Source organism: Siccibacter colletis, assembly GCF_000696575.1.
In the GTDB taxonomy this organism is placed as follows: Bacteria; Pseudomonadota; Gammaproteobacteria; order Enterobacterales; family Enterobacteriaceae; genus Siccibacter; species Siccibacter colletis.
Genome location: NZ_JMSQ01000006.1, coordinates 438,780 through 465,158 on the forward strand (window position 1 = coordinate 438,780; position 26,379 = coordinate 465,158).

A 26,379-nucleotide genomic window follows, 5' to 3' on the forward strand; every position below is an offset into this window, starting at 1 on the left:
AAACCGATACCACCGCAGCAAAAACGAGTACAATCCGCTCTTTTCATCACCGGAGAGCGGGTGTGCGTCCCGATAAGCCCTTAAGCCCTTTTGAAATTCGTATTTATCAGCACTACCGGATTGTCCATGGTCTGCGTATTGCGCTGGCGTTCGTCCTGACGTTTTTACTGGTTCGTCTGCTGGAAGTGCCGGAAGGGTCGTGGCCGCTGATCACGCTGGTGGTAGTAATGGGGCCGATCTCGTTCTGGGGAAATGTCATTCCCCGCGCCTTCGAACGTATCGGCGGCACTATTTTTGGCTCGGCGCTCGGCCTGGTGGCGCTGCGTCTGGAGCTGTGGTCATTACCGGCGATGCTGCTGTGGTGCGCGCTGGCGATGTTCCTGTGCGGCTGGCTGGCGCTCGGCAAGCGGCCCTATCAGGCGCTGCTTATCGGCATTACGCTCGGTGTGGTGGTGGGTGCCCCGCAGGGCGATATGGTTACCGCACTGTGGCGAAGCGGCGACGTTATCCTCGGCTCGCTGTTGGCGATGCTGTTTACCAGCATCTGGCCCCAGCGTGCATTTGTTCACTGGCGTATCCAGATGGCAAGCTTTATGAAGGCCTTTGGCCGGGTTTATAACGCCGGTTTCTCACCTAATCTGGTGGAGCGTCCGCGGCTTGAGAAGCCGCTGCAACAGGTGCTGAACGACGTAGTAAAAATGCGCGGTTTGATCACGCCCGCCTGCAAAGAGACCCACATCCAGAAAAGTATCTTTGAAGCGATTCAGACAACCTGTCGCAACATGGTCTGTACGCTGGAGCTGCAAATCAACGCGCACTGGGCGTCGCGAGAAAGTCATTTCGTGATGATTAACGCCCGTACACTGCGTGACACCCAGCACATGACCCAGCGCACGCTGGCGAACCTCTCTCAGGCGCTGTATGAGGGCAACCCGACGCCGGCCATCGCCAGCCGCGAGAAACTGAATGAGATTATCGGTGAGCTGGATCAGCTCATTCGCGAGAGTCAAGGCGATCGCCTGCAGGAGACGCCGATCCATGGCTACGTCTGGCTTAGCCTTGAACTGGCCCGTCAGCTGGAGCTGCTGTCTCAGCTGGTTTGCCGGGCGCTGCGTAAATAAGCACCGGATGCACCGCTCGCGCCAGGTGGCGGTGTCGATTAAACCTGAAATAAGAGTATGATAGCGGCAGGCCGCCCGTAAGGGATAAAACCATTGTCTTGAATAGCCGCTACCATTACTGTTGACCGGTGATGGTTGTAGTAACGAATCCAAGTCTCAAATTAGCAGGGGTGTAAAAATGGAAAATACCAGACCTTCATTCCAGGACGTACTGGAGTTTGTCCGTCTGTTCCGTCGTAAGAATAAACTTCAGCGTGAAATCCAGGACGTTGAGAAAAAGATCCGTGACAACCAGAAGCGCGTGCTGCTGCTCGACAACCTGAGCGATTACATCAAGCCGGGTATGAGCGTGGAAGCGATTCAGGGCATCATCGCCAGCATGAAAACCGACTATGAAGATCGCGTTGATGACTACATCATCAAAAACGCCGAGATCTCAAAAGAACGTCGTGAGATTTCTAAAAAGCTGAAAGCGATGGGCGAACTGAAAGCGCCAACCGAGCCTAAAGCCGAGTAATAAAAAAACCGCCGTCAGGGCGGTTTTTTTATGCCTGCAGAACACAGGCTGACGCTGGACAGCAAAAAGCCCGCACGCGGCGGGCTTTTTAAATCTGGCTCCTCTGACTGGACTCGAACCAGTGACATACGGATTAACAGTCCGCCGTTCTACCGACTGAACTACAGAGGAATTGTGGAGGCCTATCTTAGCGGCCAAAAAAGTTTTGTCAAACGCCAATGCGGGGAACCGCGTGCGTCTGGCGAAACTCTCGCCGCCCTGTCGCTAAAACCAACAATTCGCAGGGAAATGCTTTGCAGGATCGGTTTCTCTGTCTCATTATTGAAATGAAGTTTTATCTTTCTTCCCTGGAGCAAACGTGAACCTGACTGCCACGCTACGTCAGGCGGTGATGCGTACCCCGTGGTATGCAAAAAGAAAGAGCTATCGCGTGTTGTTCTGGCGCGAAATCACCCCGCTGGCCGTGCCTATTTTTCTGGAAAATACCTGCGTCATGCTGATGGGGGTGCTCAGCACCTTCCTTGTGAGCTGGCTGGGTAAAGAGGCCATGGCGGGCGTCGGACTGGCAGACAGCTTCAACATGGTGATCCTCTCCTTTATCGCGGCGGTGGATCTCGGCACCACGGTAGTGGTGGCCTACAGCATTGGCAAGCGCGATCCTGCCAGGGCGCGCGCTGCGGCGCGTCAGTCGCTGGTGTTGATGACGATCTTCTCAGTATTTCTTGCGGGTCTGATTCACGTGACCGGCGAGCAAATCATCGATTTTGTCGCCGGGGAAGCGACCGCCGAGGTGAAGCGCCTGGCGCTTATCTATCTGCAACTTACGGCCTGGAGCTATCCGGCGGCGGCCATTGCGCTGATCGGTAGCGGGGCGCTGCGCGGGGCTGGTAACACCAAAATTCCGCTGCTGATTAACGGCGGGATGAATATCCTCAACATCATCATCAGTACCATCCTGATCTACGGCCTGTTTTCATGGGACGGGTTAGGGTTTATCGGTGCCGGGCTCGGCATCACCATTTCACGCTATATCGGCGCGGTGGCGATTATCTGGGTGCTGGTGATTGGTATTAATCCCACTCTGCGCATCTCGCTCAAAAGCTACTTCACCAGGCTTCAGGGCAACATTCTCTGGGAAGTGCTGGCGATCGGCATTCCGGCCAGTATCGAGTCGGTGCTGTTTAACGGCGGGAAGCTGCTGACCCAGATGTTTGTCGCCGGGATGGGCACCAACGTTATCGCCGGTAACTTTATTGCGTTCTCAGTGGCGGGGCTGATTAACCTGCCGGGGAACGCCCTCGGTTCTGCGTCCACCATTATTACCGGTAAGCGGCTCGGCAAAGGACAGATTGGTCAGGCGGAGCGCCAGCTGCGCCATGTGTTCTGGCTCTCAACCATTGGCCTGACCTTTATCGCCTGGTTTACCGCGCCCTTCGCCGGAGTTTTCGCCTCGTTCTATACCCGGGAGGAGGACGTGAAAGAGGTAGTGAAGATCCTGCTCTGGCTTAACGCCGCCTTTATGCCGATCTGGGCCGCCTCCTGGGTACTGCCGGCGGGGCTGAAAGGCGCGCGCGACGCCCGTTTCGCCATGTGGGTATCCATGCTCGGCATGTGGGGCTGCCGCGTGGTGGCGGGCTACATTCTGGGGATTGAACTTGGAATGGGCGTGGTCGGCGTCTGGCTGGGAATGTTCATGGACTGGGCGGTTCGCGGCGCGCTGTTCTACTGGCGCATGGTGAGCGGACGCTGGCTGTGGAAATACCCGCGCCCGGAAAAACAGCCGGTGAGCGTAGCCCCGGCGGCGGGCTATACCCCCGGCGGTGGCGATTCACCTACTTCGCCACCCTGATGCCTTCAGCGGCGCGACGAATCAGTCGCGCTGTACCACGCCTGCCAGCGCCCGCATGTCACTCCCGGTGGGCGACTGGTGGAGACGCAGCCCGAACTCTTCCGTGACGGCAAAAATATGGTCAAAGATATCCGCCTGAATCCCCTCGTACTCCATCCAGACCACCGTATTGGTGAAAGCATAGATCTCCAGCGGAAGCCCGTCCGGGCCTGGCGCGAGCTGGCGCACCATCAGCATCATGTCCTTGCGCAGCCGCGGATGATTGCGCAGATACTCATTGAGCCAGGCGCGGAACGTGCCGATATTGGTCATGCTGCGCCGGTTCAGCACCGACTCATCGCCGCTGTTTTCCTGATTCCATTCGCTGATTTCCGCGCTGCGGCTGTCCATATAGGGCTTCAGCAGCCGGGCGCGAATAAGTCGCGCCTGTTCCTCTTCGGAGAGGAAATGAATGCTGGTGATATCAATATTGATGCTGCGTTTGATGCGTCGCCCACCGGACGCCTGCATTCCGCTCCAGTTTTTAAACGCGTCCGAGACCAGCGCATAGGTGGGAATAGTGGTGATGGTGTTATCCCAGTTGCGCACTTTGACGGTGGTCAGGCCGATATCGGTCACTGCTCCGTCAGCGCCATATTTTGGCATCTCCAGCCAGTCGCCGAGTTTGAGCATGGTATTGGCCGACAGCTGAATGCCCGCCACCAGCCCAAGTATCGGGTCTTTAAAGATCAGCATCAGCACCGCGGCCATCGCACCGAGACCGCTTATCAGGATGGCCGGGGATTTGCCAATCAGCGCCGAGATCATCAGGATGCCAATCACCAGGGCGCTAATCAGCTTCACCCCCTGAAAAATACCCTTCAGCGGCAGCTGGGTGGCGAGCGTGGAATTCCCGGAGAGCTCAAACACCACGTCCAACAGCGAGAAAAACGACAGCAGGGCATAGAGCATCACCCACAGCTGGGCGCAGGTACTGAGCACCAGCGCCGCATCGCCGCCTTTGGGCAACAACAGCACCGCCTGCACATTAAGAATGATGCCCTGTAGCGTAAAAGCGAGGCGGTGAAACAGCTTGTTCTGGGTGATGATCTGCAGCCACAAACGCGAACTGGATCCGGCGCGCTTCTCAAAGGTGCGCAGCACGACCCGGTGAAGAATAAAATGCACAATCAGCGCGGTGAGCAGGATCACCAGCGATGCCATCGCCAGCGAGCCCGGATGATGCAGCCCAAAACCGTAGGCTTTAAGCGTGGATAACAGTTCCTGCATAACAACTCCTTTACTAACAGCCGGGTATGATGCCCAGCGAAGCGGGAGGGTGCAATGTCTGAGGGGAAAAGCTGTGTAAAGAGTCGCGCTGCGGCGGCACGTTGAATCGATAAAAAGCAGCTATGCTTAGCGAAACGTCAGCCTTCAGGAACCGGCATTATGTCTCGTCTTATTCCGCTTTGTAGTCTGCTTATGCTTATCGCCAGCCACAGCGCGCTGGCCGTAACCTATACGCTGCCGCCGGAAGGCAGCCGGCTGGTGGGGAGCGTGCGCACCATTACCGTGCCGCAGGACAACCGCTATCCGCTGGAAGCGTTCGCGGCACAGCACGGGCAGGGGCTCAGCAACCTGCTGGAGGCCAACCCCGATGTCGATCCTTTCCTGCCGAGAGCGGGGTCCACGCTGACCATCCCGGAGCAGCTGATCCTGCCGGATACCGTGCGTGAAGGCATCGTGGTGAACGTGGCGGAGATGCGCCTCTATTACTATCCGAAAGAGGGCGGCACGGTGGAAGTGCTGCCGATTGGTATCGGCCAGGCGGGACGCGAGACGCCGCGCAACTGGGTGACGCGCGTGGAGCGTAAGCAGGCCGGCCCGACCTGGACGCCAACTGCCAATACACGGCGTGAATATGCCAAAGAGGGCAAAACCCTGCCGGCAATGGTGCCTGCCGGGCCGGATAACCCGATGGGGCTGTATGCCATTTACATTGGCCGGCTGTACGCTATTCACGGCACCAATGCGAATTTCGGTATTGGGCTGCGCGTCAGCCAGGGCTGCATTCGCCTGCGTAATGACGACATCAAATTCCTGTTTGATAACGTACCTGAAGGCACTCGCGTACAGCTTATCGATCAGCCGGTAAAAATGACCACCGAGCCGGACGGCAGCCGCTGGCTGGAGGTGCATGAACCGCTGTCGCGCAACCGCGCCGAATTTGAATCCGATAACAAAGTACCGCTGCCGATCACGCCGGTGATGCGCGCTGCGCTAAAAGGCAGCGATGTGGACGTGTTGCGCGTTGACGAGGTGCTGGAGCGGCGCTCCGGGATGCCGGTGAAGGTTAACGGCACGACAACACATCGCCCTGATGCCATTGAACGGATGTAGCCGCAAAAGGTGCCCAAAAGTTACATTCGGTTCTGCGAGTCGCCTTCTAGATAGCCGCATTCACAGTGCGGGTTTGCGGCGCTATGCTGTCTTCCCCCGCCAGCATTACCTGACAAGCGGGGCGTCGTCGCGTCTTTACGGGAGAACCCTCTATGACTACCTCTTTGCAGTACCAGCAGCAAACCTCCGCCCCTGGCAAAAATCAGCGTCGTTGCACCGTGGGCTATCTGCCCAACGCGGGCGACACCACTACGCCAGCGATACGGTTGAGCGGGAAGTGGCTGCGCGATGCCGGATTTGAAACCGGTAAAGGTGTGACTATCAAAATCGCGGCGGACTGTATCGTGCTGATCCCCGACAACGATGATGTCTGTGAACTCAACCGGCAGCTGAAACAGGCAAACCAGCTTCTTGCAGTGGTAAAAGAAGGGGCGGTTCACGTTCTTAAGTGAATCACCAGACATGGCCTGCGCAGCCATTGTGCATTACACTGCGCGCTGCAAAATTTGCACAGATAAACGATTAATCAGGCGGTAATGGCGATGAACGGTACGATCACAACATGGTTTAAAGATAAAGGTTTTGGATTTATCAAAGATGAAAACGGCGATAACCGCTATTTTCACGTGATTAAGGTCGCCAACCCTGATCTTATCAAGAAAGATGCGGCGGTGACGTTCGAACCGACCACCAACAATAAAGGCTTGTCGGCCTACGCGGTCAAGGTCGTGCCGGACAGCAAATACATCTACATTGCAGGCGAACGTCTGAAGCTCACCTCCATCAAGTCTTACCTGGTCTACAGCGAGGAAGTACCTGCTGACGCCCGCATCGATAAAGAAAACGCGGTGCTGTCTGTGGGTGGGCTGATGAACAGCATCCGACCAAAATCATCCATAAAGCCGGGTGAAATGCGCTCGCTGAAAAAACTGGCTATCACGACCTTTCAGGGAACCACCCTGATCTTCTCGGAAGAGGAGATAGACATTGATGCCACGGTGAAAATGCTCAAGGTGTGAAATTGTCATACTTAAGCGCTGCCGACTCGCCAGGCTACAGGCAGGCCGCGCCGACCGGGCATTACGCAGCCAGTAAATTGTGTAGCCAGACACTACAGAACAGATTTATCCTCAGAGGACAACGTATGAACAAAGAGATACCGCTGAAGTATTATGACATCGCCGATGAGTATGCGACGGAAACGGAAAAGGCGGTGGGCGAAGCGGAGCGCGACGCGCTGGCGCACTACTTCCAGCTGCTGATTGAGCGCCTGATGAATAACGAAGAGATCAGCGAACAGGCGCAGCAAGAGATGGCCGTCGAAGCCGGTATCGATGAAGCCCGTATCGATGAGATCGCCATGTTCCTGAACCAGTGGGGCAACGAGTAACGCTGGTTGCAGGTGCGAAAAAGTCCGTAGGGTGGGTAAGCGCAGCGCACCCACCACTAAAAAAGTGATAATGACGGATGTACGTTCTGCATATACACCAAAGCAAAAAACCCGCTTAAGTTTCCTTAAGCGGGTTTCTTAAATGTGGCTCCTCTGACTGGACTCGAACCAGTGACATACGGATTAACAGTCCGCCGTTCTACCGACTGAACTACAGAGGAATCGTGTGAACGGGGCGCATAGTAACGAGGGTAAAAGGGCTTGTCAAAGCCCTTTTTTCACATACCTGCTCGGTTGCTGATTAATTCCGCAAAACAGCGCAAAAATAACCACTTTTCAGGCCTGCACACCTGTCTGAACCCGGAGCGGAGCGGTGGCGGCGAACAGCCACGCCCGTGCGTCACTGTTTATCAGCGGTGCCAGCGTGTCCCGCACCTGCTGGTGATAATCATCTATCCACGCCTTCTCCTGAGCGCTCAGCAGGCCCGTTTCCACCTGGTTGAGGTCGATGGGGATCAGCGTCAGGGAAGAAAACCGGCAGAAGCCTGGCGCGCCCGCAACCACTTCCACTTGGTTTTCAATGCGGATGCCGTACTGGTCCGCCAGATAGTAGCCCGGTTCGATGGTCATGATACTACCCGGCAGCAGCGGCCACGGATTGACCTTCTTCGCGATGCGCTGTGGCTGCTCGTGGATCAGCATACGGTGACCGACCCCGTGCCCGGTTCCGTGGTCGAAATCCAGCCCCAGCTCCCACAGCGGACGCCGGGCGACAGCGTCGAGCTGGTGGCCGCAGGTGCCGTTGGGGAACGGGAGTGTGATTAGCGCCAGGAAACCTTTCAGTACCGCGGTGTAGTGCAGGCGGCGCGCAGCGGTAAGCGGGCCAAATGCCAGGGTGCGGGTGGCATCGGTGGTGCCATTCACATATTGCCCGCCGGAGTCATTGAGGTAGAACTCGCTGCGGGTCAGCGGTTTGTTGGTCTCAGGGGACGCGTGATAGTGACACATCGCCGCATTGCTGCCCGCTGCCGAAATGGTGTTGAAGCTCGGCTCGATAAAGGTCTCACGCTGCTGACGAAACGCCAGCTGCTTTTGCTGAGCCTCCAGCTCGGTGATCGGATCGCCCGCCGCGTCACGCAGCGGCGCTTCATGATGCAGCCAGGCAAGGAAGTTGACCCACGCCGCGCCGTCTTCCCGATGACTGGCGCGGTATCCTTCCAGCTCTACCGGGTTTTTCAGGGCTTTCATCCAGGTAATCGGGTCGCTCTGCCAGCGCACGCTGCCGCCGGCTTGCTCCACCGCGAAGCGCAGCGCCACCGGGGAGAAGTCCGCATCCAGCGCGATGACGTTACCGGCAGCGCACGCACGGCAGCGCGTAAGAAACGCCCCGGGCGCAGAGAGGGTGATATTCCGGGTAACCTCAGGGGCGAGCTGCGCGAGTTTCTCCTCGTCCACAAACCATTCGACATCGCCCTGCTGGTTAATCAGTAAAAATGAGTGCGGGACGGGATTCATCGCCACATCGCTGCCGCGCACGTTAAGCAGCCAGGCGATGTTGTCCGGCAGCGTCACCGCCAGATAATCCAGGCCCGCCTCGCGCAGTGCCGCTGCCACCCGCAGGCGTTTATCGGCTGAGGACTCACCCGCGATCTCAGGCGGCATCGCGGTGATTACTCCGTACGGCGCCGCGGGTCGGTCTTCCCATACCGCATCGAACGGATCGTCATCCAGCGCCACCGGCTGGCAGTGGCTGGCACGCAGCGCCTCGTACTGGCTGTTGGTCATCAGCATCGGCTCAAAACCGATGCGCTGGCCCGGCGGTAGATGGTTATCAATCCACTGCGCTACCGGTTCGTTATGCAGGTGGTGAACAGTAAACGCGGTGGTATCGACCTGATGCTGCACCTGAACCTGATAGCGACCATCAACAAACAGCAGGGCGCGGTCGGCAAGAACCAGCGCCAGCCCGGCGGATCCGGTGAATCCGGTCAGCCAGGCGAGTTTATTATCGTGCGGGGCGCAGTCTTCGCTCTGGTGCGCGTCGGCGCGCGGGACCAGCAGGCCATCCAGCCCGCGGGCCTGCATCAGCGCGCGCAGCGCGCCGAGCGGTGTAATGGGGTGCATCCTGTTTCCTTCTGATGAGCGATCAACGGAACGGCGGTTCGTTGAAGGTACGCAGCTTACGCGAATGCAGACGTTCCCCTTCAGCGCGCAGCAGGTCGATGGCGCGAATACCAATCTGTAGATGCTCGGAAATCGCCCCTTCATAGAAGCGGTTCGCCTGGCCGGGGAGTTTGATTTCACCGTGCAGCGGTTTATCCGAGACGCACAGCAGCGTGCCATACGGAACGCGGAAGCGATAGCCCTGGGCTGCGATAGTTGCGCTCTCCATGTCGATGGCCACGGCGCGGCTCAGGTTGAAGCGCAGCGCGGAGGCGGAGTAGCGCAGCTCCCAGTTACGGTCATCGGTAGTAACCACGGTACCGGTGCGCAAGCGCTGTTTCACCGCTTCGCCCGGCATATCGCTCACCTCTTTGGTGGCGTCGTACAGCGCGCGCTGCACCTCGGCGATACTCGGGATCGGGATATCCGGCGGCAGCACCGCGTCGAGGACGTGGTCGTCGCGCAGATAGGCGTGGGCCAGCACGTAGTCGCCAATCGCCTGGCTCTCGCGCAGCCCGCCGCAGTGGCCAATCATCAGCCAGACGTCAGGGCGCAGCACCGCCAGATGATCGCAGATGGTTTTCGCGTTCGACGGGCCGACGCCGATATTAATGAGCGTGATGCCCTGGCCGTCGGCGGTGATCAGGTGCCACGCCGGCATCTGGTGTTTTTTCCACGCCAGGTCGGAGATCGCCTGCTCCGGCGCTTCGGTATCGGCGGTGATCCAGATCCCGCCCGCGCAGGAGAGGGCGATGTACGGGCTGTCCGGGTCGAGGATCTGGCTGCAGCCCCAGCTGACGAATTCGTCCACGTAGCGGGTGTAGTTAGTGAACAGCACGAACGGCTGGAAGTGTTCCGCCGGGGTGCCGGTGTAGTGCCGCAGGCGCGCCAGCGAGAAATCGACGCGGCGGGCATCAAAGTGCGACAGCGGATAGAACTCCGTGGGGTGGAACAGGCCATCGGCGGTCTCATCGCCAATCTGCGCCAGCTCGGTGGTCGGGAAGTGGCGCGTCAGCCCGGCGCTCATGGAGCGGTCAAGGATCAGCGTCGAACCGTCAATCACGTACGGATAGGGGATCTCGTGGCGCGACGGCCCCACTTCAATGCGCGCCCCGTAGTCCTCCACCAGCATGGTGAGCTGCTCCAGCAGATACGGGCTGAACAGCGCCGGGCGTGTAATGGTGGTGGTGTAGCACCCGGGATGGGTAAAGCGGGCGTAGGCGCGGGTTTTCTTTTCCTGACGGGCGATGCCGTCCCAGCTCACCGACAGCTCGGGATAGACAAACAGCCCCTGTGCGCGGGCGGTCTCATCGGGCAGCGTGCCGTTTTCGATAAAAGCGCCAATGGCCTCGCGCAGGGCAGTGACGGCAGCGTTATAGCATTCGTGTAGTTTATCGATCGCCTGTTCCGGCGTCAGGGTTGTTGCGGTGTTGTTCATCATTTCTCCTTGTCCCGCATGGCACGGCGGGGAGAGGTGCCATGTCCGAAGTATGTCACAGAATTATGAAACGAAAGGGACGGACGCAATGGCATAAATCCGTAATCGAACCGTCAGAAAGAGATTTTTTTACACGGCGACGCAGGTGCTGCTTTTTTATCCCTCTGTCCGTGAAGGAATATAAGAGAATATATTGAGCATCAAGGGCTGTCCGTTTTCATCTCTTCGCGCCTCAGCACACTTCTTAATTCATTCACGTCATCTATAATTATTTTCCCTCCTAGCCGCCTGTTTTAATTGATGAAAATCCCGTCAGGCGTTGAACCGCGCGGTCTCCAGCTGGATAAGCGACTCGTATAAAAAGTGAGTCAGGGTATACTGCCCGGCTTAATGACCTAAAAATGCAGGAAAATGATGCTATCTACCCTGATTTACCGTAGTCGCCTGCGCGGCGATATTGACGATGTCGGGCTGGCAGCAATCCTGGCGCGCGCGCAGCAGCGCAATGCTGAACTGCAGGTGAGCGGCATTCTGCTTTATGACGGCAGTCAGTTTTTGCAGGTGCTGGAAGGCCCGCTGGAGTCGGTACAAACGCTGTTCAACATTATCGGTAAGGATCCGCGCCACGATTTTGTGGTGGAGATGATGCGCGACTATGCCCCCAAACGCCATTTTGAAGCGGTTGGCATGACGCTGTTCGATCTGCGCCGCGTCAGAGCGCACACGGTGCTGAAGTCAGTGATCAAATCCAGCGTCGTTCCCTTCAACCTGGCGCGCGAGGAGCGGGTGTATAAATTTATTCGCTCCTTTCTGCGGCGCCCGGCACAGCCGCACATCTCGCAGCAGTTTCAGCCGGATGCGTGGCGCGTCACGCACAGCCAAGCCCGCATTCCCTGCAAGGTTCCCTCCGTGGTGCGCGATGACTGCCAGTTTGCGCTGCAGCCTATCGTGGAGCCGCTGACCGGTAAAATCAAAGCCTTCGAAGCGCTGATCCGCACGCCCGACGGCGGTTCGCCCGCCGCCTGGTTCGCCTCGGTCTCCACCGACGAGCTGTATGAAGTGGATATTCACTCGAAAGAAAAAGCCTTTGCGCTGGCGAAAGAGGTGAATATCGGCAGCCACATGATCTCGGTTAACCTGCTGCCCGGTTCGCTGGTGCAGGTTCCGAACGCGGTGGAGATCCTGCTGGCGCAGATTAAACGTCAGGGGCTGGTGCCGCAGCAGGTGATCGTCGAGGTCACCGAGAGCGAAGTGATCTCCAGTTTTGACGAGTTTGAGCACGTTATTCGCCAGCTGCGCGCAGCGGGCATTAACCTGGCTATCGATGATTTCGGCGCGGGCTTTGCCGGGCTGTCGCTGCTCACGCGCTTCCAGCCGGGACGCATCAAAATCGACCGCAGCATCGTCACCGATATTCATCTCTACGGCCCGAAACAGGCCATCGTGCACGGCATCGTGCGCTGCTGCTCGGAGCTGGAGATCACCGTGGTGGCGGAAGGGGTAGAGAAAGTGGAGGAGTGGTGCTGGCTGGAAGCGGCGGGCATCAAGTACTTCCAGGGCTATCTGTTCGCGAAACCGGTACTCAACGACACGCCGGCGGTGTCGTGGCCGGTGGCGGATTAAGTTAACCCCACGGGCGCACCCGTGAGGTCATGGCTCAGATCACCGCCACGCCGCCGGTGACGGCAACCGTCGCACCGGAGATGTAGCTGGCTTCGTCGCTGGCGAGCATCACGTAGCTCGGGGCCAGCTCGGCGGGCTGTCCGGCACGCTGCAGCGGCACCTGGCTGCCGAACTCTTTAACCTGTTCAGGCGGCATGGTGCTGGGGATGAGCGGCGTCCAGATCGGACCCGGTGCCACCACGTTCGAGCGAATGCCTTTCTCAGCCAGCAGCGCGGCCAGGCTACCCGAGAAGTTAACGATCGCCGCTTTAGTCGCGGAATAGGCGATTAGCTTCGGTTTTGGCTGATCGGCATTCACCGACGCGGTATGAATAATTGACCCACCCGCCGGCATGTGCGGCACCGCGCCTTTACAGATGCGGAACATCGCATAGATGTTGGTTTTCATGGTGCGGTCGAACTCGTCATCGTCGATCTCATCCAGCGACTCGCGGGTCATCTGGAACGCGGCGTTGTTCACCACGATATCGATTTTGCCAAAGGCTTCTACCGCTTTATCAACCACTTCCTGGCAGTGACGGGCTTCCACCAGGTCCCCGGCAACCAGCACCGCTTTGCGCCCGGCTTCTTCCACCAGTCGCGCCGTCTCTTTAGCATCATCGTGTTCGTTGTAATAGGAAATCAGCACGTCTGCCCCTTCACGGGCATAGGCGATGGCCACCGCGCGGCCAATCCCGGAGTCGCCGCCGGTAATAATCGCCGCCTTGCCGGTTAAACGCCCGGAGCCTTTGTAGCTGGTTTCACCGTGATCCGGCACCGGCTGCATATCGCGCGTAGCGCCAGGCCATTCGAGCTGCTGTTCAGGGAAGGGAGGATTTGGTCGTTGTTCGGACATTATGCGTTCTCCTCTGGTAACCGCAAAATAACGGCAAAGTGACAGCGCGCAGCGGAAGTGCCGCGCTCACGCGGATGGAAACCATCCTTAACAGAGACTAAGGGTAGTAGAAAAATCAGCGTGATTCGGCGCAAGGCGCGATTTTATGCTGTTTTTAAGCCAACGAATGAACGGGCGAAGCGGGTAAGCGAAACGGGGCAGTGCGTTGTCCGGTTCGCGACAGAAGTATTACAATCTTGTCATGTTGCGCCCCCGCGCTGGGCGACGCCGCCAGACTCTGCGAGAATGCTCCCCATGAAAGTATTACTGATTGAAGACAACGACAAAACCCGCGAGTGGCTGGTGAAAGGTCTGCGTGAGGCCGGCATCATCGTGGACGCGGTGGCGGACGGGCGCGACGGCCTGCACCTGGCGCTGGAGCACGACTACGGCCTGATTATCCTCGACATCATGCTGCCGGGCATGGACGGCTGGCAGGTGCTGCAGACGCTGCGCACCGCCAAAGCCACCCCGGTGCTGTGCCTGACCGCCCGCGATGCGGTCAGCGATCGCGTTAAGGGGCTGGAGCTGGGCGCGGACGATTATCTGGTAAAACCCTTCTCCTTTGCTGAACTGCTGGCCCGGGTGCGGGCGCAGCTGCGTCGTCATCCCGCTGCCTCCCACCAGCTACGCATTGCCGACCTTGAGCTTGACGCGGTGCGCCATCAGGTTACCCGCGGCGGCGAGATCGTCAGCCTGACGCAGCAGGAGTTCACGCTGCTGTGGTTCCTCGCCAGCCGCGCCGGGGAGATCCTGCCGCGCACCCTTATCGCCAGCGAAGTGTGGGGTATTAACTTCGACAGCGAAACCAACGTGGTGGACGTGGCGATCCGCCGTCTGCGCCGCAAAATCGACGATCCCTGGCCGCTGAAGCTGGTGGAGACGGTGCGCGGCATGGGTTATCGCCTTAATACGGCGGAGGAGTAGATGTTTCGTCCCTCTCTCACGCTGCGCCTGACGCTGGCGTTTATTCTGCTGGTGGCCGCCACCAGCGCGCTGGTCAGCGTCTCGCTCTACCGCTCGCTGTATACCGAGCTGGTGTGGCGCGATAACCAGACGCTGGTAAACCGCGGGGCCCAGCTGCGCCAGCTGCTGCTGGACGGGGCCGAGCCGCGTTCGCTGCCGCTCTACTTCAACCGCATGATGAACACCCGGCTTGATATTGTGCGTATCGCCCGCCCCGGGCAGGGCATCATTGTCGAGGTGAATCAGGCGGGCATTACGCTGCCGGTGATGGATGAGGTGCCCGCCGGCATGACGCCGTCGGCGGCGCTGCTCCACCACTGGCGCACCGCCAGCGGTGCGGATGCCGCCGGGCTGACACTGCGCGGTGCCGACGGGCAGGGGGATGTGATGATCACCGTTGCCCGACTGTCTGAGGATCGCGAGCAGGTGCTGGCCCGCTATCGCCAGCACAGCCTGGTGATCTCCCTGACGGCGATCCTGCTGGCGGCGATTGTCAGCCCGCTGCTGATCCGCCGCAGCCTGCGCGCTATCCGGGCGCTGAGCCGCCAGACCGCCCGCACCGACAGCCAGCAGCTGGCCACGCCCCTGGCGCTCGACACCCTGCCCGCCGAGCTGCTGCCGCTCGGGCGCTCGCTGAACGTGATGCGCCAGCGGCTGGCGGAGGACTTCTCGCGCCTGACGCAGTTCGCCGACGATCTGGCCCACGAGCTGCGCACGCCGGTGAATATTCTGCTCGGCCAGACCCAGGTAATGCTCCAGCAGCCGCGCAGCAGCGAAGAGTATCAGGCGCTGCTGGCGAGCAATATCGAAGAGCTGGAGCATCTGACGCGGCTGATTGAGAATATCCTGTTCCTCTCCCGGGCCGATCACCGCAACGTTGCCCTTGACCGCCAGCCCGTAGCGCTGGCGAGCTTTATCGCCTCGGTGGTGGATTTCCTGGAGCCGCTGGCGGAAGAGCGCGAGCAGCAGTTTGTGGTGGAAGCGGAGGGCGAGGTGCTGGCCGACAGGCTGCTGCTCCAGCGCCTGCTGACGAACCTGATGACCAACGCGCTGCGTCACTCCCCGCCAGGGGCGCAGATCCGTATCAGCGCCGCAGTGAACGACGACGAGGTCATCATCACCGTCGCTAACCCCGGCGAGCCGATTGCCGAACCGGAGAAGATCTTCACCCGCTTCTGGCGTGGAGATGATGCCCGCCATACGCCGGGCACCGGGCTTGGGCTGGCGCTCTCACAGGCTATCGCCACGCTGCACCGCGGCACGCTCAGCGTCAGCCATCGCGACGGCGGGAACCACTTCACCCTGCGCATGCCGCGCTTTTAAGCCCGGTTTTACCCCGCACCGGCTCGAATCCGAGCCGGTCACAGGCGCTAAACGATATTTCTGCGCATTCTGCGCAACTTCTTGCTTTGATTTCCGAATAAAAAACTTTTTGCGCAATGTCTGCAAACGATGTGCGCAGTTTCGGCAAGATCTTGCTTGATTTTGTCTGTCGGATTACTCCGGAAAATATAATATCCTTAAATTACAGCAACTTAAAAACTGGCACGCAAATTGCTATGTATTTTGTGAAGTTCTTTCACTCATACACAAGCAAGGAGCATTACCATGCCAACCCCATGTTATATCAGCATCGAAGGCAAGACCCAGGGCAACATCACCGCGGGCGCGTTCACCTCTGACTCCGTCGGCAACATCTACGTCCAGGGCCACGAGGACGAGATGCTGGTTCAGGAGTTCAACCATGTGGTTACCGTCCCGACCGACCCGCAATCCGGCCAGCCGTCCGGCCAGCGCGTGCACAAGCCGTTCAAATTCACCGTTGCCCTGAACAAGGCCGTGCCGCTGATGTACAACGCCCTGGCCTCCGGGGAGATGCTGCCGACCGTGACCCTGAAGTGGTACCGCACCTCAGTGGAAGGCAAGCAGGAGCACTTCTTCTCCACCACCCTGACCGACGCCACCATCGTGGACATCGACTGCCAGATGCCGCACTGCCAGGACCCGGCGAAGTCGGACTTCACCCAGCTGATTGAAGTCTCACTGGCCTACCGCAAAATCGACTGGGAGCACACCGTCGCCGGCACCTCCGGCTCGGACGACTGGCGCGCGCCTGTCGAGGCGTAAGCCCCGTAACCCGGCTGCGGCCGGGTTTTTGCGTTTGTGCTGAGGTGTGGCGAAACCAGACCTGAGCACAACTTCATTTTATGGCCCCCCGCACGGTGAAAACCGGGCGTGCGGTAGCTATGGGCGTTCACAGGAGAAGGGAAGATGGCAAACAGTACGGGACTCCAGTTCACGGTCAGCATCGGGTCGCTGCCGGAGAGCACGTTTGCGGTGGTGGATTTTGAGCTGGACGAGGCGCTTAACCGCCCGTTCGCGCTGAGCCTGAACCTGGCCAGCCACCTGCCGGGGATTGATTTCGGCGAGGTGCTCGACCAGCCGTGCGAGCTGAAGGTGTGGTACGAGGGGCAGCTGCAGCGCAGCGTCAGCGGGATTGTCAGCCGCTTCGCCCAGGGCGAGACCGGGTTTCGCCGCACCCGCTACCAGGCGCAGGTGCGCCCGGCGCTGTGGCGCACCGGGCTGCGCACCAACGCCCGCATCTTCCAGGCGAAAAAGCCCGACGCCATCATCACCACGCTGCTCACCGAGGCGGGCATCACCGACTTCGCCTTCGCCCTGCGCCACGACCACCCGGAGCGGGAGTACTGCGTCCAGTACCGCGAGAGCGATTTAGCCTTTATCACACGCATTGCCGCCGAAGAGGGGATGTTCTTCTTCCACGAGTTTGAGGCCGGCACCCACCGGGTGGTGTTCGCCGACGACGCAGGCGCGGTGGCGAAGGGCGAGCCGCTGTTCTTCAACCTGGCAAACCAGGGGCTGTCCCAGGGGGCCTACGTCCGGCGTTTCCACTACGCCGAGGCGGTGAGCACCGCCGGGGTGGAGCTGAAGGACTACAGCTTCAAAACCCCGGCTTACGGCCTGTCGCACAAAAAGATGAGCGGCGAGCTGGAGCACCAGGGCGAGCAGTACGAGCACTACGACTACCCCGGCCGCTACAAGGGGGACCCGAACGGGAAGGCCTTCGCCGGGTTCCGGCTGGACGCCCTGCGCGCCGGGGCGGTGACCGGAAGCGGGGAGTCGAACTGCGCCGGGCTGCGTCCGGGGCAGAGTTTTGTGCTGAGCGAGCACCCGAACCCGCAGCTGAACATCGCCTGGCAGACCGTGGGGGTGACCCACACCGGCCGCCAGCCACAGGCGCTGGAAGAGGAGGGCGGCGGCGAGCCGACCACCTTCAGCAACAGCTTTACGGTGGTGAAGGCGTCAACCACCTGGCGCGCGGTGATGCCGCACAAGCCGATGGTGGACGGCCCGCAGATAGCCACCGTCACTGGCCCGTCGGGCGAGGAGATTTACTGCGACAAATACGGACGCATCAAGGTGCAGTTCCCGTGGGACCGGTACGGCACGCGCAACGACCAGAGCTCGTGCTGGGTGCGGGTGAGCCAGGGCTGGGCCGGGGGACAGTACGGGATGGTGGCCATCCCGCGCATCGGGCATGAAGTGGTGGTGAGCTTCCTCGAAGGCGACCCGGACCAGCCGATCGTCACCGGGCGCACGTATCATGCAACTAACCAGACGCCGTATGTATTACCGGAACACAAGACCCGCACCACCCTGCGTACCGATACCCATAAAGGGACGGGCTTCAATGAGATCCGTTTTGAAGATGAAGCGACGCGCGAGCAGATCTACACCCATGCCCAGAAGGATATGGACACTGAAATTAACCACATCCATCGTCAGAGCGTGGGCTGCGACCAGCACCTGAGCGTGAAGCAGGATCAGTACCAGCGGGTCGATCGCCACAGTCACCGCACCATCGGGCAGGACGATATTGAGCAGATTGGTCAGGATCATCACCAGTCCATCGGGCGCAGCTTCTTCCAGAATATCGGTCAGTCGTTAAAACGCTTCATCGGCGGCGGGGAAATCACCGCCATCAGCGGTAGCCGTCAGAGCACGATTTCAGGCTCGGAAGAGCTGCTGATCGGCGCGCACCAGCGGGTGCTGGTCAACACCGACAGCTACCTGAAAGCCACCGATATCGTGCTGGAAGCCGGGCAGTCCCTGACCATCAAAGCGCCGGGCGGCTTTATTAAAATTGATGGCGCCGGCATCACGATGGTTGGTGCGGTAGTGAAAATTAACGACGGTGGCGCAGGCGGAGCCGGCACCGCGCCGGTCTCGATCGAACCGGAAGCCCCGGCGAAACCTACCCTCCCGGATGCGCCGGACAGACGCTAAGGATACATCATGCCAGGAGCAGCACGATTAAATGACACGGGAAAGGGGCATGAGTGTTTTCCGGATACGCCCGTTATCGCGGGCAGCCCGGATATCATTATCAATGGCCAGCCAGCCGCGCGGGTAGGGGATGCCCTCGCCCCGCACGGCTGCCCCTGTTCCGGTAGCCCTCATGGTTTGCACGGGCGTGCGATAGCCGCGGGCTCGTCCAATGTCATTTTCAACGGTAAGGCCGCGGCACGTATTGGTGACGCCATCGACTGCGGCGGCAAAATCATCACCGGCAGCGGCGATGTGATTATCGGCAATACCCCGTGGCAATCTCCCGCCCACGACTGCGGCAAACAGACCGTGCTGCGCGGTGCCCCGCTGCTTGCGTTGACGCCAGCACTCAACCCGGAAGAACTCAACGATACCGTAGCACTGCTTTCACGCTGACAGGAAAACGGAACGTCGCCTTAAGGAATCATTATGGAAACGCGCTACCCGATAAGGAAAGCGGACGGCAAGGATTTTGCCGGCCCGGATGAAATACTGGCTCTGCTACGCAATGAAAGACACGGCCAGTGGCTGGCAGGCAATAATGGTATGTGGCATGGCGGGATACATATCAGCCGTGAATCCGCCCCGCTGGCCGTTATCTCAGCGGAGAGCGCCGAAGGGGCCGTACCGCTGCAGTGTATTGCTCAGGGTGAAATTGTGGCATGGCGACTTCAGCAGGATTATCACCAGCAGCCTTATGGAGAGGCGGCGGAGGGTGAAGAGGCGATCAACCTGAAGTACTCCAGCGCATTTGTGCTGGTGCGATCCGTGCACAAACCGGATGAAAACCCGGCCACCTGGCTGACGTTTTATACCCTCTATATGCACCTTGCGCCGTTAAGCTGTTTTCCAAAAATGGTGGTGTATGAGGTGACGCCTGAGGGGCAGGATCTGAGGAAGCGGCTTTACAGCGGAACCGAGGAATCTGGTCAAATAGCTCCGGATCCCTGCGGGAAGCTCAGTGCCGGTGATAGGTTAACCTTCTTTGACGAAATCACATTCTTACTGCAGCGGAAAGGCCGGGATAATTCAGGTCGTGCTCTGCCTGATAAGCCCGCACAGTTTGGTCTTGTGCAACTGTTGAAAGATGGCGTTCCCACGGGAGACAAATTCTGGACATCGAGTTTACCGGAACACATAGCACCACAAGGTGAAAAATATGCTTATCTGCCCGACTGGATGGATAAGGCCGTGCAGAACGGGACAATGGATGCGGTGGTGGTTCCTCCTCAACCCATCGCCATTCGTGCCGGGGATGCCATTGGTTTTCTGGCGCAGGATGATGCGCCTGTCACTGGCGGCGCGGTGCAGAGCGACTGGTTTATGCACATTGAAGTGCTCAGCAACGATGCCAATATGCCGGCGTTTTTAAGCAACCCCGGCCATCTGACAAAAGGCACTCTGTACATTGAAGTACAGGGTGGTCAGCCGCTGTACCGGTGCGAAGAGAAGGACGGTAAAAAAATCTTCACGCCACCGGAAAATACCAGTGATGCTGAGGCCGGTAAATTGCTGCGGCGGGACGATGCCAAACCATTTAAAGACGAGGCGGGTATCAGCTGGTATCTCATAAAGCCTGAGACATGGATAAAGCAGGACGGCATAAAAGAGATTATTCAGCACGATCTTAAGGCCCTGCGATTTACCCCGCTTGAGCAGGAACCGGCAAAGGATTTTCAGCAAAGCCTGGGCGAACCATGGCTGAGTAAAGCGTTCAATTTTATCAGCGGTGCCGTTCATCCCGAAAGAGCACTGGAAAGTCAGGAGCTTAGCGAATACTATTCGCAGATAGCGAAGGTGCTGGACGCTAACGGCGATGGCAAAATATCCGCTACGGAATTGAAATTGTACCGGACCGCTGTATTGCAGGGCTTACGACACAACAATGAGGAAGTTGAAATGCTGCTGCGCCGTCTCATCGTTAAGCACGAAAGCGAATGGTACGGTAAAAGCTCGCACCCGCGCTGGCAGACGCTGCTGGGTTCACTCCCGAAAGCCGGACAGGATTACGCCAAGATCTGGATTGATAACCATGAATGGATGAGTCAGGTGCCTGCGTTAGCGAAAGATGAAGCAGTGTGGCATTTCCATCCGGTGGAGTTTGTGCATACTTTATACTTTAAATCAGAACTCATTGATGTTGATTCTTTTATGTCTCAATATGAAAAAGAACATATTTCATTTGCTCCGAAAACGACAGCGCTCTCACAAGTTTCTAAAATTAATTTGCGTAGGATCTTGGCAAATATAAATGAATTCTACCCTAAGCACAAAGAATATAAACCCAATTTATATTGGGTTTCATATATGTTAGCTACTGCCAGGCATGAAACATATCATTATCCTTCAATGGAGTATTTTAGCGAAAAGCCAGAGGTTGGGGATCTGAAGTACTTCAATAAATATGACCCAATACTTGCGGCAACGCCATTCTATAGAAAAAGAGCAATAGATAATGGTAATACAAAACAGGGGGATGGATATAAATATAGGGGGCGAGGATGCGTGCATCTTACATGGAAAAACAACTATCAGAAGGCAAAAGAAAAGTTTGGATCTGACTATGTTATGCAGCCCGAACTCGCAGCTAATTTTGATCATGCTGTCCCTATTATGATTTGGGGGATGTATGGGGGAGTATTCACCGGAGGTAAACTTTCCTCCTACATAAACAGTAAGGAAATTGATTATGTGCGCGCGAGGGGGATCATTAATGGCAGCGATCAGGCGGTTTTAATTGCCTCATACGCAGATAGGTTTCAATCAATTTTAGAAAGAACTTCAAACATTCCAAAGGATTTTTAAAATGAAGCAATGTAATTTTTTAATGTTCTTTGCGCTTTGTGGTTATTCATTATTAAGTTATGCTCATGGCTCTTTTGGTTATGGATATGACAAAGAAAAAAGTGTTATTTACGCCCAAAAAAACAATATGGAATTGACGTTGCAATTCAAGCAGGATTATAACGGGAATCCTTCTTATGCCTTTGATTTTTTTAACGGCTTTCCTGCGATAGTTGCTGACAGCCGCTCGCTACATGATGCTACAATCTATGCCACATTAAACACTATTGATAATGAATTCTTTATTGATTGTGTTTATTTAGCTGTAAAAAGTAAAAGAAATGGTATTTTTGCCAAAGAGGGTATTTGTGGTCTCGAACGGGTATCTGCGCACAACTACAAAAAATTTCTAGATGAAAAAAAATCCGAAGTTGTCAATGATATAGACTCTGTCGACACGAGTTTACTTTTAAATGGCAAAAAAGATTACTTACCGATTGTTATCTTTAATAGCAAAGGCGTGTTGCTTTATAAGTTGTATAAAAGCAAAGAGGCATTATTAAGTGATGAATATTCTATTTTAGCGTTGAAGGATGATGGGCAATGTGAGGTTTATGAAAATAGCCCTTGGACTATATTTCACAGAATATATCAGGATGATATTGTAATCATGGATGAGATTAACGTAGGCGATAAGCTAGAATTAAGTAAATCAATACCCAACAAGTCCGTTGCTAATATATGTTCATCTTATCCTGCGATGATTGTAAAAGCATCAAAGTCTTACTTTTATGATTCTTCCTATAAGCCCAAAAATTCGTATCTTATAAAAGGTGATAAAATCAATTTACTATCAATTAGCGGTAATCAAAAATGGTGTAAAGTAAGATATATTAATATTAAAAATAAATCGATTGATGATGTGATGTTATGTTCAGATTTGATACTTTAGCTAAATTTAAATGTTACATTGTGTTCATCAAGTGTCATTTGTATTGCAGAACCTATGTAAAAAACAAAATAATGATGAGTACAAATCAATAGATTATTTTTGAAATGCATCAGAGAGCTTATTTTACGTAAAAGGGTGCCATTACAAACAAAATATCGAGGTGGTTTATGTGAGAAAAATAATTCTATGCTTTTTATTGATTACTTTTAGGGTGAGCGCGAGTGACTCTTGTGAAAACATTCAGTTGTCCGATCAAATATTTTCATGTGCAAAAAATAAATATGCAGCTAGTGACGCGTTGCTTAATAAGTCTTATAAAGAACTCATGGCTAAAATAGCTAAAGACTATAAATCAAAGCCTGACCTGAAAGCTGATTTCATAGGTAAAGTTAAAATTTCTCAAAGAGCCTGGATTATTTTTAGAGATACTAATTGTTTAGTTTATTCGTACCAGATTGATCCGCAATCACAGGCATATGAAACATCTTTGTACTTATGCAAAATAGATATGACAAATCAGAGGGTTGTTGAAATTAATAAAATGCTGATGCAGTGACAATAATATAAATAACCACAAATCATTGATTTTTTAATTGGGGTCTATCAGGGTAAGTATTAATCAATGTGCCCTTCCCTTGGGACTGATGCGAAAAAATTAAAGACGTCATTAGACGTGTCATGTTCCAACACATGATTTTTCAGCCTAAAAGCACATGCAGGGGATGACAAATATTTTATTAGGCATGTTCGAATACCTTAAAAGGTTGTTTATGGCAAAATAGCGATATCTAATGAAAACACACACAGCGGATGAACTGGTTTATAAATAAAAGTCAAGCAGGCGCAAATCTTACTTAGAAAAAAATTATCGGAATGCAAAATTGGATGTAAATACGAAGTTATTCAAAACATTAAATTTTATTTCTTATATTACAGCCATATTTTCAACTGGAGTACATGCTGATGTCATCATGAAATCTCCCTTAGGAACCGAGCTGAGATTTTCTGATATAAAAACTGGGCAGAACTATGATAGTGATGCCTGGGGAGATATGTTTTTTAAAAATAAAAAAGGACTTATTAACCTTAGCATTGAAGGCCGTTATCTCAGCGGAGAGCGCCGAAGGGGCCGTCCCGCTGCAGTGTATCGCCCAGGGTGAAATTGTGGCATGGCGACTTCAGCAGGATTATCACCAGCAGCCTTATGGTGAGGCGGCGGAGGGTGAAGAGGCGATCAACCTGAAGTACTCCAGCGCATTTGTGCTGGTGCGATCCGTGCACAAACCGGATGAAAACCCGGCCACCTGGCTGACGTTCTATACCCTCTATATGCACCTTGCACCGTTAAGCTGTTTTCCGAAATTGATGGTGTATGAGGTGACGCCTGAGGGCGACGGGCTGAGCAAACGTCGCTATAGCGGAACGGAAACCTCAGGCCAGGTGGCCCCACATTCTTTTGGCGCTCTGAGTGCAGGTCAAAAGGTAATCGTGGAACAGGAGATGATGTTTTTGGTGCCTCAGAGACATCGTGGCAGGGACGGGCAGCGGCTACCCGATGTGCCATTCCAGTTCGGTTTAGCGCGAAATATAAAAGATGGTGCGCCTTCCGGTGAGAAGTTCTGGACCTCGGTTATGCCGCAATTTGTCGCACCAGCGGGGGAAAAATATGCTTATCTGCCCGACTGGATGGATAAGGCCGTGCAGAACGGGACAATGGATGCGGTGGTGGTTCCTCCTCAACCCATCGCCATTCGTGCCGGGGATGCCATTGGTTTTCTGGCGCAGGATGATGCGCCTGTCACTGGCGGCGCGGTGCAGAGCGACTGGTTTATGCACATTGAAGTGCTCAGCAACGATGTCAATATGCCGGCGTTTTTAAGCAACCCCGGCCATCTGACAAAAGGCACCCTGTACATTGAAGTACAGGGTGGTCAGCCGCTGTACCGGTGCGAAGAGAGGGACGGTAAAAAAATCCTCACGCCACTGGAAAATACCAGTGATGCTGAGGCTGGCAAATTGCTGCGGCGGGATGATGCCAAACCCTGGAAGGACGAGGCGGGTATCAGCTGGTATCTCATAAAGCCTGAGACATGGATAAAGCAGGACGGCATAAAAGAGATTATTCAGCACGATCTCAAGGCCCTGCGATTTACGCCGCTTGAACAGGAACCGGCGAAGGATTTCCAGCAAAGCCTGGGCGAACAATGGCTGAGTAAAGCGTTCAATTTTATCAGCGGTGCCGTTCACCCGGAAAGAGCACTGGAAAGTCAGGAGCTTAGCGAATACTATTCGCAGATAGCGAAGGTGCTGGACGCTAACGGCGATGGCAAAATATCCGCTACGGAATTGAAATTGTACCGGACCGCTGTATTGCAGGGCTTACGACACAACAACGAGGAAGTTGAAATGCTGCTGCGTCGTCTCATCGTTAAGCACGAAAGCGAATGGTACGGTAAAAGCTCGCACCCGCGCTGGCAGACGCTGCTGGGTTCACTCCCGAAAGCCGGACAGGATTACGCGAAGATCTGGATTGATAACCATGAATGGATGAGTCAGGTGCCTGCGTTAGCGAAAGATGAAGCGGTGTGGCATTTCCATCCGGTGGAGTTTGTATCGGCGCTAAAAACACAGGAAGATTGTGCGGAATTGATTTGGGGTGAAGTAGTGAACCAGAGGCTAGGATCTGCGAAGGCATGCCTCTTTAGAAAGAAAGTTGTCAAAATATGCGCCGAAATGTGGGGTGAGGATGAAAAATTAAGGTATGCAAATGTCCTAATGGGTTGTATGTCAGTTGAAACGAACCGGATGTTCACATCATCTGTGATTGCATACAGAAAAGCACGCCATAAAAGTGGCGAAATTATATTTGTTTCTACCGCATCGGGAACTAGGCCGAAAATTGAACTTCATGTTTATACAAAGGATGAAATAATAAATGATAAAACCTTAGTGGAAAGGAATGCGGTAGGATTGATACAGTTTACATCAATAGCAGTACAGCAAATAAATATAACATATAATATGGCGCTAACCAAGATGCAATTAGCGCTGATGGACGAAATAGAGCAGTTAGATTATGTGAAGTTATATTTCACATCTAATAAAGAGAAATTCAGTAAGATAAAGAACCCTGAGGATGTATATACCTATATATTTTGTCCAGAGGGAGTTGGTGAACCAGATGATGCGGTACTCTATTCAAAGGCAGACAATGAGAAAGCTTACAATAAAAATGCTAGTTTAGATTCATCAGAAAATGGAAATCAAGGAAATGGCGATGGAGTTATACAAAAAAGAGAACTGCTTGTTCGACTGAATAGGTTGATTTCTGAAGGTGAAAAATATAAAAATCTATGTATGTGTAAAGCACAAACAAACGATGGGCCCGATTGGATGCTAGTCGCTCTCGAAGAATATAAACAATATAAAGGCATGATTGAAACTGACACGTTACTAAATAATAAGATAAAAGAATACCACAATACAACTAATGTTAAAGGTAGTGATGGTGCGATTTCATGGTGTTCATCATTTGTGAATTGGTGTTTCAACCAGACGAAGTATGCATCACTAGCTACAAATAGTGCAATGGCATATTCATGGGGGCAAGGTTCGTGGCGAAATGGCGAAGTGGTGGATAAGCCATTTTATGGAGCTATTGCAGTAATGAAATATAGCCACGTTGGGTTTGTCTGCGGCATGAGTGCGGATGGACGGTTGTTAATACTTGGAGGAAATCAGGGTGGTGGTAGAGAAGGAAAAGCAAACTGCATTTCCGTTAGAGCTAACCCATCATCATCGATTAAGTTTTTGATGAAACCTAAAGGTTATAATGTGAAACCAGAGGATTATGACTTGAAAGTTGTTAACATCATTGGTTCCAGTTCAAGTTATAGTGACACGCATTAAGGGT

The 26,379-nt window shown here is 55.1% G+C and carries 20 protein-coding genes, 2 tRNA genes and 1 pseudogene; 17 read left to right on the forward strand and 6 right to left on the reverse strand.

Features of this window, described 5'->3' with window-relative positions:
- Positions 1–62 precede the first annotated feature (62 nt).
- Positions 63–1,121: an FUSC family protein gene (locus ET34_RS0107685; RefSeq protein WP_031520904.1), complete on the forward strand. Its 1,059-nt coding sequence runs from the start codon at positions 63–65 to the stop codon at positions 1,119–1,121.
- Positions 1,122–1,299: 178 nt separating this feature from the next.
- Positions 1,300–1,638 carry a DUF496 family protein gene (locus ET34_RS0107690; RefSeq protein ID WP_031520906.1) on the forward strand — a complete coding sequence of 113 codons (339 nt, stop codon included), beginning with the start codon at positions 1,300–1,302 and terminating at the stop codon, positions 1,636–1,638.
- A 95-nt stretch (positions 1,639–1,733) separates the two neighbouring features.
- On the opposite strand, the gene ET34_RS0107695 is transcribed toward ET34_RS0107690, so the two are convergent.
- Positions 1,734–1,809 (reverse strand) — tRNA-Asn (locus ET34_RS0107695).
- A gap of 220 nt (positions 1,810–2,029) precedes the next feature.
- Here ET34_RS0107695 and ET34_RS0107700 point away from each other — a divergent pair.
- On the forward strand, positions 2,030–3,487 hold the full coding sequence (locus ET34_RS0107700) for an EmmdR/YeeO family multidrug/toxin efflux MATE transporter (protein WP_236633828.1): 1,458 nt from the start codon (positions 2,030–2,032) through the stop codon (positions 3,485–3,487).
- A 21-nt stretch (positions 3,488–3,508) separates the two neighbouring features.
- Here ET34_RS0107700 and ET34_RS0107705 read toward each other — a convergent pair whose 3' ends face one another.
- Complete coding sequence (locus tag ET34_RS0107705; RefSeq protein ID WP_031520910.1) at positions 3,509–4,756, reverse strand: mechanosensitive ion channel family protein; 1,248 nt, start codon at positions 4,754–4,756, stop codon at positions 3,509–3,511.
- A gap of 159 nt (positions 4,757–4,915) precedes the next feature.
- Between ET34_RS0107705 and ldtA the strand changes: the two genes are divergently transcribed.
- From ldtA to ET34_RS0107725, 4 genes are all read left to right on the forward strand, one after another.
- Positions 4,916–5,866, forward strand: a complete 951-nt coding sequence (gene ldtA / locus ET34_RS0107710; RefSeq protein ID WP_035890960.1) for a L,D-transpeptidase — start codon at positions 4,916–4,918, stop codon at positions 5,864–5,866.
- A gap of 152 nt (positions 5,867–6,018) precedes the next feature.
- Positions 6,019–6,318 (forward strand): SymE family type I addiction module toxin, encoded by a 300-nt coding sequence (locus tag ET34_RS0107715; protein WP_051640491.1) that lies wholly within the window; start codon positions 6,019–6,021, stop codon positions 6,316–6,318.
- A gap of 84 nt (positions 6,319–6,402) precedes the next feature.
- The gene (locus ET34_RS0107720; RefSeq protein WP_031520916.1) at positions 6,403–6,885 is read left to right on the forward strand and encodes a cold-shock protein; all 483 of its coding nucleotides are present in this window, start codon (positions 6,403–6,405) and stop codon (positions 6,883–6,885) included.
- Positions 6,886–7,010: 125 nt separating this feature from the next.
- Entirely contained in the window at positions 7,011–7,256 is a 246-nt protein-coding gene (locus tag ET34_RS0107725; RefSeq protein WP_031520918.1) for a DUF2543 family protein, read from the forward strand.
- 145 nt (positions 7,257–7,401) lie between these two features.
- On the opposite strand, the gene ET34_RS0107730 is transcribed toward ET34_RS0107725, so the two are convergent.
- From ET34_RS0107730 to ET34_RS0107740, 3 genes are all read right to left on the reverse strand, one after another.
- Positions 7,402–7,477, reverse strand: a tRNA-Asn gene (locus tag ET34_RS0107730).
- A 115-nt stretch (positions 7,478–7,592) separates the two neighbouring features.
- Positions 7,593–9,380 (reverse strand): aminopeptidase P family protein, encoded by a 1,788-nt coding sequence (locus tag ET34_RS0107735; protein ID WP_031520919.1) that lies wholly within the window; start codon positions 9,378–9,380, stop codon positions 7,593–7,595.
- A gap of 22 nt (positions 9,381–9,402) precedes the next feature.
- Positions 9,403–10,857, reverse strand: a complete 1,455-nt coding sequence (locus ET34_RS0107740; RefSeq protein ID WP_031520921.1) for an AMP nucleosidase — start codon at positions 10,855–10,857, stop codon at positions 9,403–9,405.
- Positions 10,858–11,271: 414 nt separating this feature from the next.
- Here ET34_RS0107740 and ET34_RS0107745 point away from each other — a divergent pair, with 414 nt between their 5' ends.
- Entirely contained in the window at positions 11,272–12,480 is a 1,209-nt protein-coding gene (locus ET34_RS0107745; RefSeq protein ID WP_031520923.1) for a diguanylate phosphodiesterase, read from the forward strand.
- A gap of 34 nt (positions 12,481–12,514) precedes the next feature.
- Here the strand turns inward: ET34_RS0107745 and ET34_RS0107750 are convergent, their stop codons facing one another.
- Positions 12,515–13,378, reverse strand: a complete 864-nt coding sequence (locus ET34_RS0107750; protein WP_413783768.1) for a glucose 1-dehydrogenase — start codon at positions 13,376–13,378, stop codon at positions 12,515–12,517.
- Between the two features lie 291 nt (positions 13,379–13,669).
- Between ET34_RS0107750 and hprR the strand changes: the two genes are divergently transcribed.
- From hprR to ET34_RS0107800, 9 genes and pseudogenes are all read left to right on the forward strand, one after another.
- Positions 13,670–14,341 carry a response regulator transcription factor HprR gene (gene hprR / locus ET34_RS0107755; protein WP_031520927.1) on the forward strand — a complete coding sequence of 224 codons (672 nt, stop codon included), beginning with the start codon at positions 13,670–13,672 and terminating at the stop codon, positions 14,339–14,341.
- Positions 14,342–15,703 (forward strand): heavy metal sensor histidine kinase, encoded by a 1,362-nt coding sequence (locus ET34_RS0107760; protein ID WP_031520929.1) that lies wholly within the window; start codon positions 14,342–14,344, stop codon positions 15,701–15,703.
- Between the two features lie 285 nt (positions 15,704–15,988).
- Positions 15,989–16,507, forward strand: a complete 519-nt coding sequence (gene hcp1, locus ET34_RS0107765) for a type VI secretion system effector Hcp1 (protein ID WP_024550886.1) — start codon at positions 15,989–15,991, stop codon at positions 16,505–16,507.
- 144 nt (positions 16,508–16,651) lie between these two features.
- Positions 16,652–18,688, forward strand: coding sequence for a type VI secretion system Vgr family protein (locus ET34_RS0107770; protein ID WP_031520931.1), 2,037 nt, complete (start codon positions 16,652–16,654; stop codon positions 18,686–18,688).
- 9 nt (positions 18,689–18,697) lie between these two features.
- Positions 18,698–19,087 (forward strand): annotated as a pseudogene (locus ET34_RS21645) (PAAR domain-containing protein); the annotation flags it as partial.
- A 72-nt stretch (positions 19,088–19,159) separates the two neighbouring features.
- Complete coding sequence (locus ET34_RS21250) at positions 19,160–21,535, forward strand: hypothetical protein (RefSeq protein WP_051640493.1); 2,376 nt, start codon at positions 19,160–19,162, stop codon at positions 21,533–21,535.
- A gap of 1 nt (position 21,536) precedes the next feature.
- Complete coding sequence (locus tag ET34_RS0107790; protein ID WP_031520937.1) at positions 21,537–22,466, forward strand: hypothetical protein; 930 nt, start codon at positions 21,537–21,539, stop codon at positions 22,464–22,466.
- Positions 22,467–22,635: 169 nt separating this feature from the next.
- Positions 22,636–23,022, forward strand: a complete 387-nt coding sequence (locus ET34_RS0107795) for a lysozyme inhibitor LprI family protein (protein ID WP_031520938.1) — start codon at positions 22,636–22,638, stop codon at positions 23,020–23,022.
- 473 nt (positions 23,023–23,495) lie between these two features.
- Positions 23,496–26,375, forward strand: coding sequence for a TIGR02594 family protein (locus tag ET34_RS0107800; RefSeq protein WP_031520940.1), 2,880 nt, complete (start codon positions 23,496–23,498; stop codon positions 26,373–26,375).
- Positions 26,376–26,379: the final 4 nt, after the last annotated feature.

Excerpts from the sequence above, each read along its gene's own strand:
- ET34_RS0107690 (WP_031520906.1), top strand. The coding sequence starts at position 1,300 with ATGGAAAATACCAGACCTTCATTCCAGGACGTACTGGAGTTTGTCCGT.
- ET34_RS0107700 (WP_236633828.1), top strand. The coding sequence starts at position 2,030 with ATGCGTACCCCGTGGTATGCAAAAAGAAAGAGCTATCGCGTGTTGTTC.
- ET34_RS0107705 (WP_031520910.1), bottom strand. The coding sequence starts at position 4,756 with ATGCAGGAACTGTTATCCACGCTTAAAGCCTACGGTTTTGGGCTGCAT.
- ldtA (WP_035890960.1), top strand. The coding sequence starts at position 4,916 with ATGTCTCGTCTTATTCCGCTTTGTAGTCTGCTTATGCTTATCGCCAGC.
- ET34_RS0107715 (WP_051640491.1), top strand. The coding sequence starts at position 6,019 with ATGACTACCTCTTTGCAGTACCAGCAGCAAACCTCCGCCCCTGGCAAA.
- ET34_RS0107720 (WP_031520916.1), top strand. The coding sequence starts at position 6,403 with ATGGCGATGAACGGTACGATCACAACATGGTTTAAAGATAAAGGTTTT.
- ET34_RS0107725 (WP_031520918.1), top strand. The coding sequence starts at position 7,011 with ATGAACAAAGAGATACCGCTGAAGTATTATGACATCGCCGATGAGTAT.
- ET34_RS0107735 (WP_031520919.1), bottom strand. The coding sequence starts at position 9,380 with ATGCACCCCATTACACCGCTCGGCGCGCTGCGCGCGCTGATGCAGGCC.
- ET34_RS0107740 (WP_031520921.1), bottom strand. The coding sequence starts at position 10,857 with ATGAACAACACCGCAACAACCCTGACGCCGGAACAGGCGATCGATAAA.
- ET34_RS0107745 (WP_031520923.1), top strand. The coding sequence starts at position 11,272 with ATGCTATCTACCCTGATTTACCGTAGTCGCCTGCGCGGCGATATTGAC.
- hprR (WP_031520927.1), top strand. The coding sequence starts at position 13,670 with ATGAAAGTATTACTGATTGAAGACAACGACAAAACCCGCGAGTGGCTG.
- ET34_RS0107760 (WP_031520929.1), top strand. The coding sequence starts at position 14,342 with ATGTTTCGTCCCTCTCTCACGCTGCGCCTGACGCTGGCGTTTATTCTG.
- hcp1 (WP_024550886.1), top strand. The coding sequence starts at position 15,989 with ATGCCAACCCCATGTTATATCAGCATCGAAGGCAAGACCCAGGGCAAC.
- ET34_RS0107770 (WP_031520931.1), top strand. The coding sequence starts at position 16,652 with ATGGCAAACAGTACGGGACTCCAGTTCACGGTCAGCATCGGGTCGCTG.
- ET34_RS21250 (WP_051640493.1), top strand. The coding sequence starts at position 19,160 with ATGGAAACGCGCTACCCGATAAGGAAAGCGGACGGCAAGGATTTTGCC.
- ET34_RS0107790 (WP_031520937.1), top strand. The coding sequence starts at position 21,537 with ATGAAGCAATGTAATTTTTTAATGTTCTTTGCGCTTTGTGGTTATTCA.
- ET34_RS0107800 (WP_031520940.1), top strand. The coding sequence starts at position 23,496 with ATGATAGTGATGCCTGGGGAGATATGTTTTTTAAAAATAAAAAAGGAC.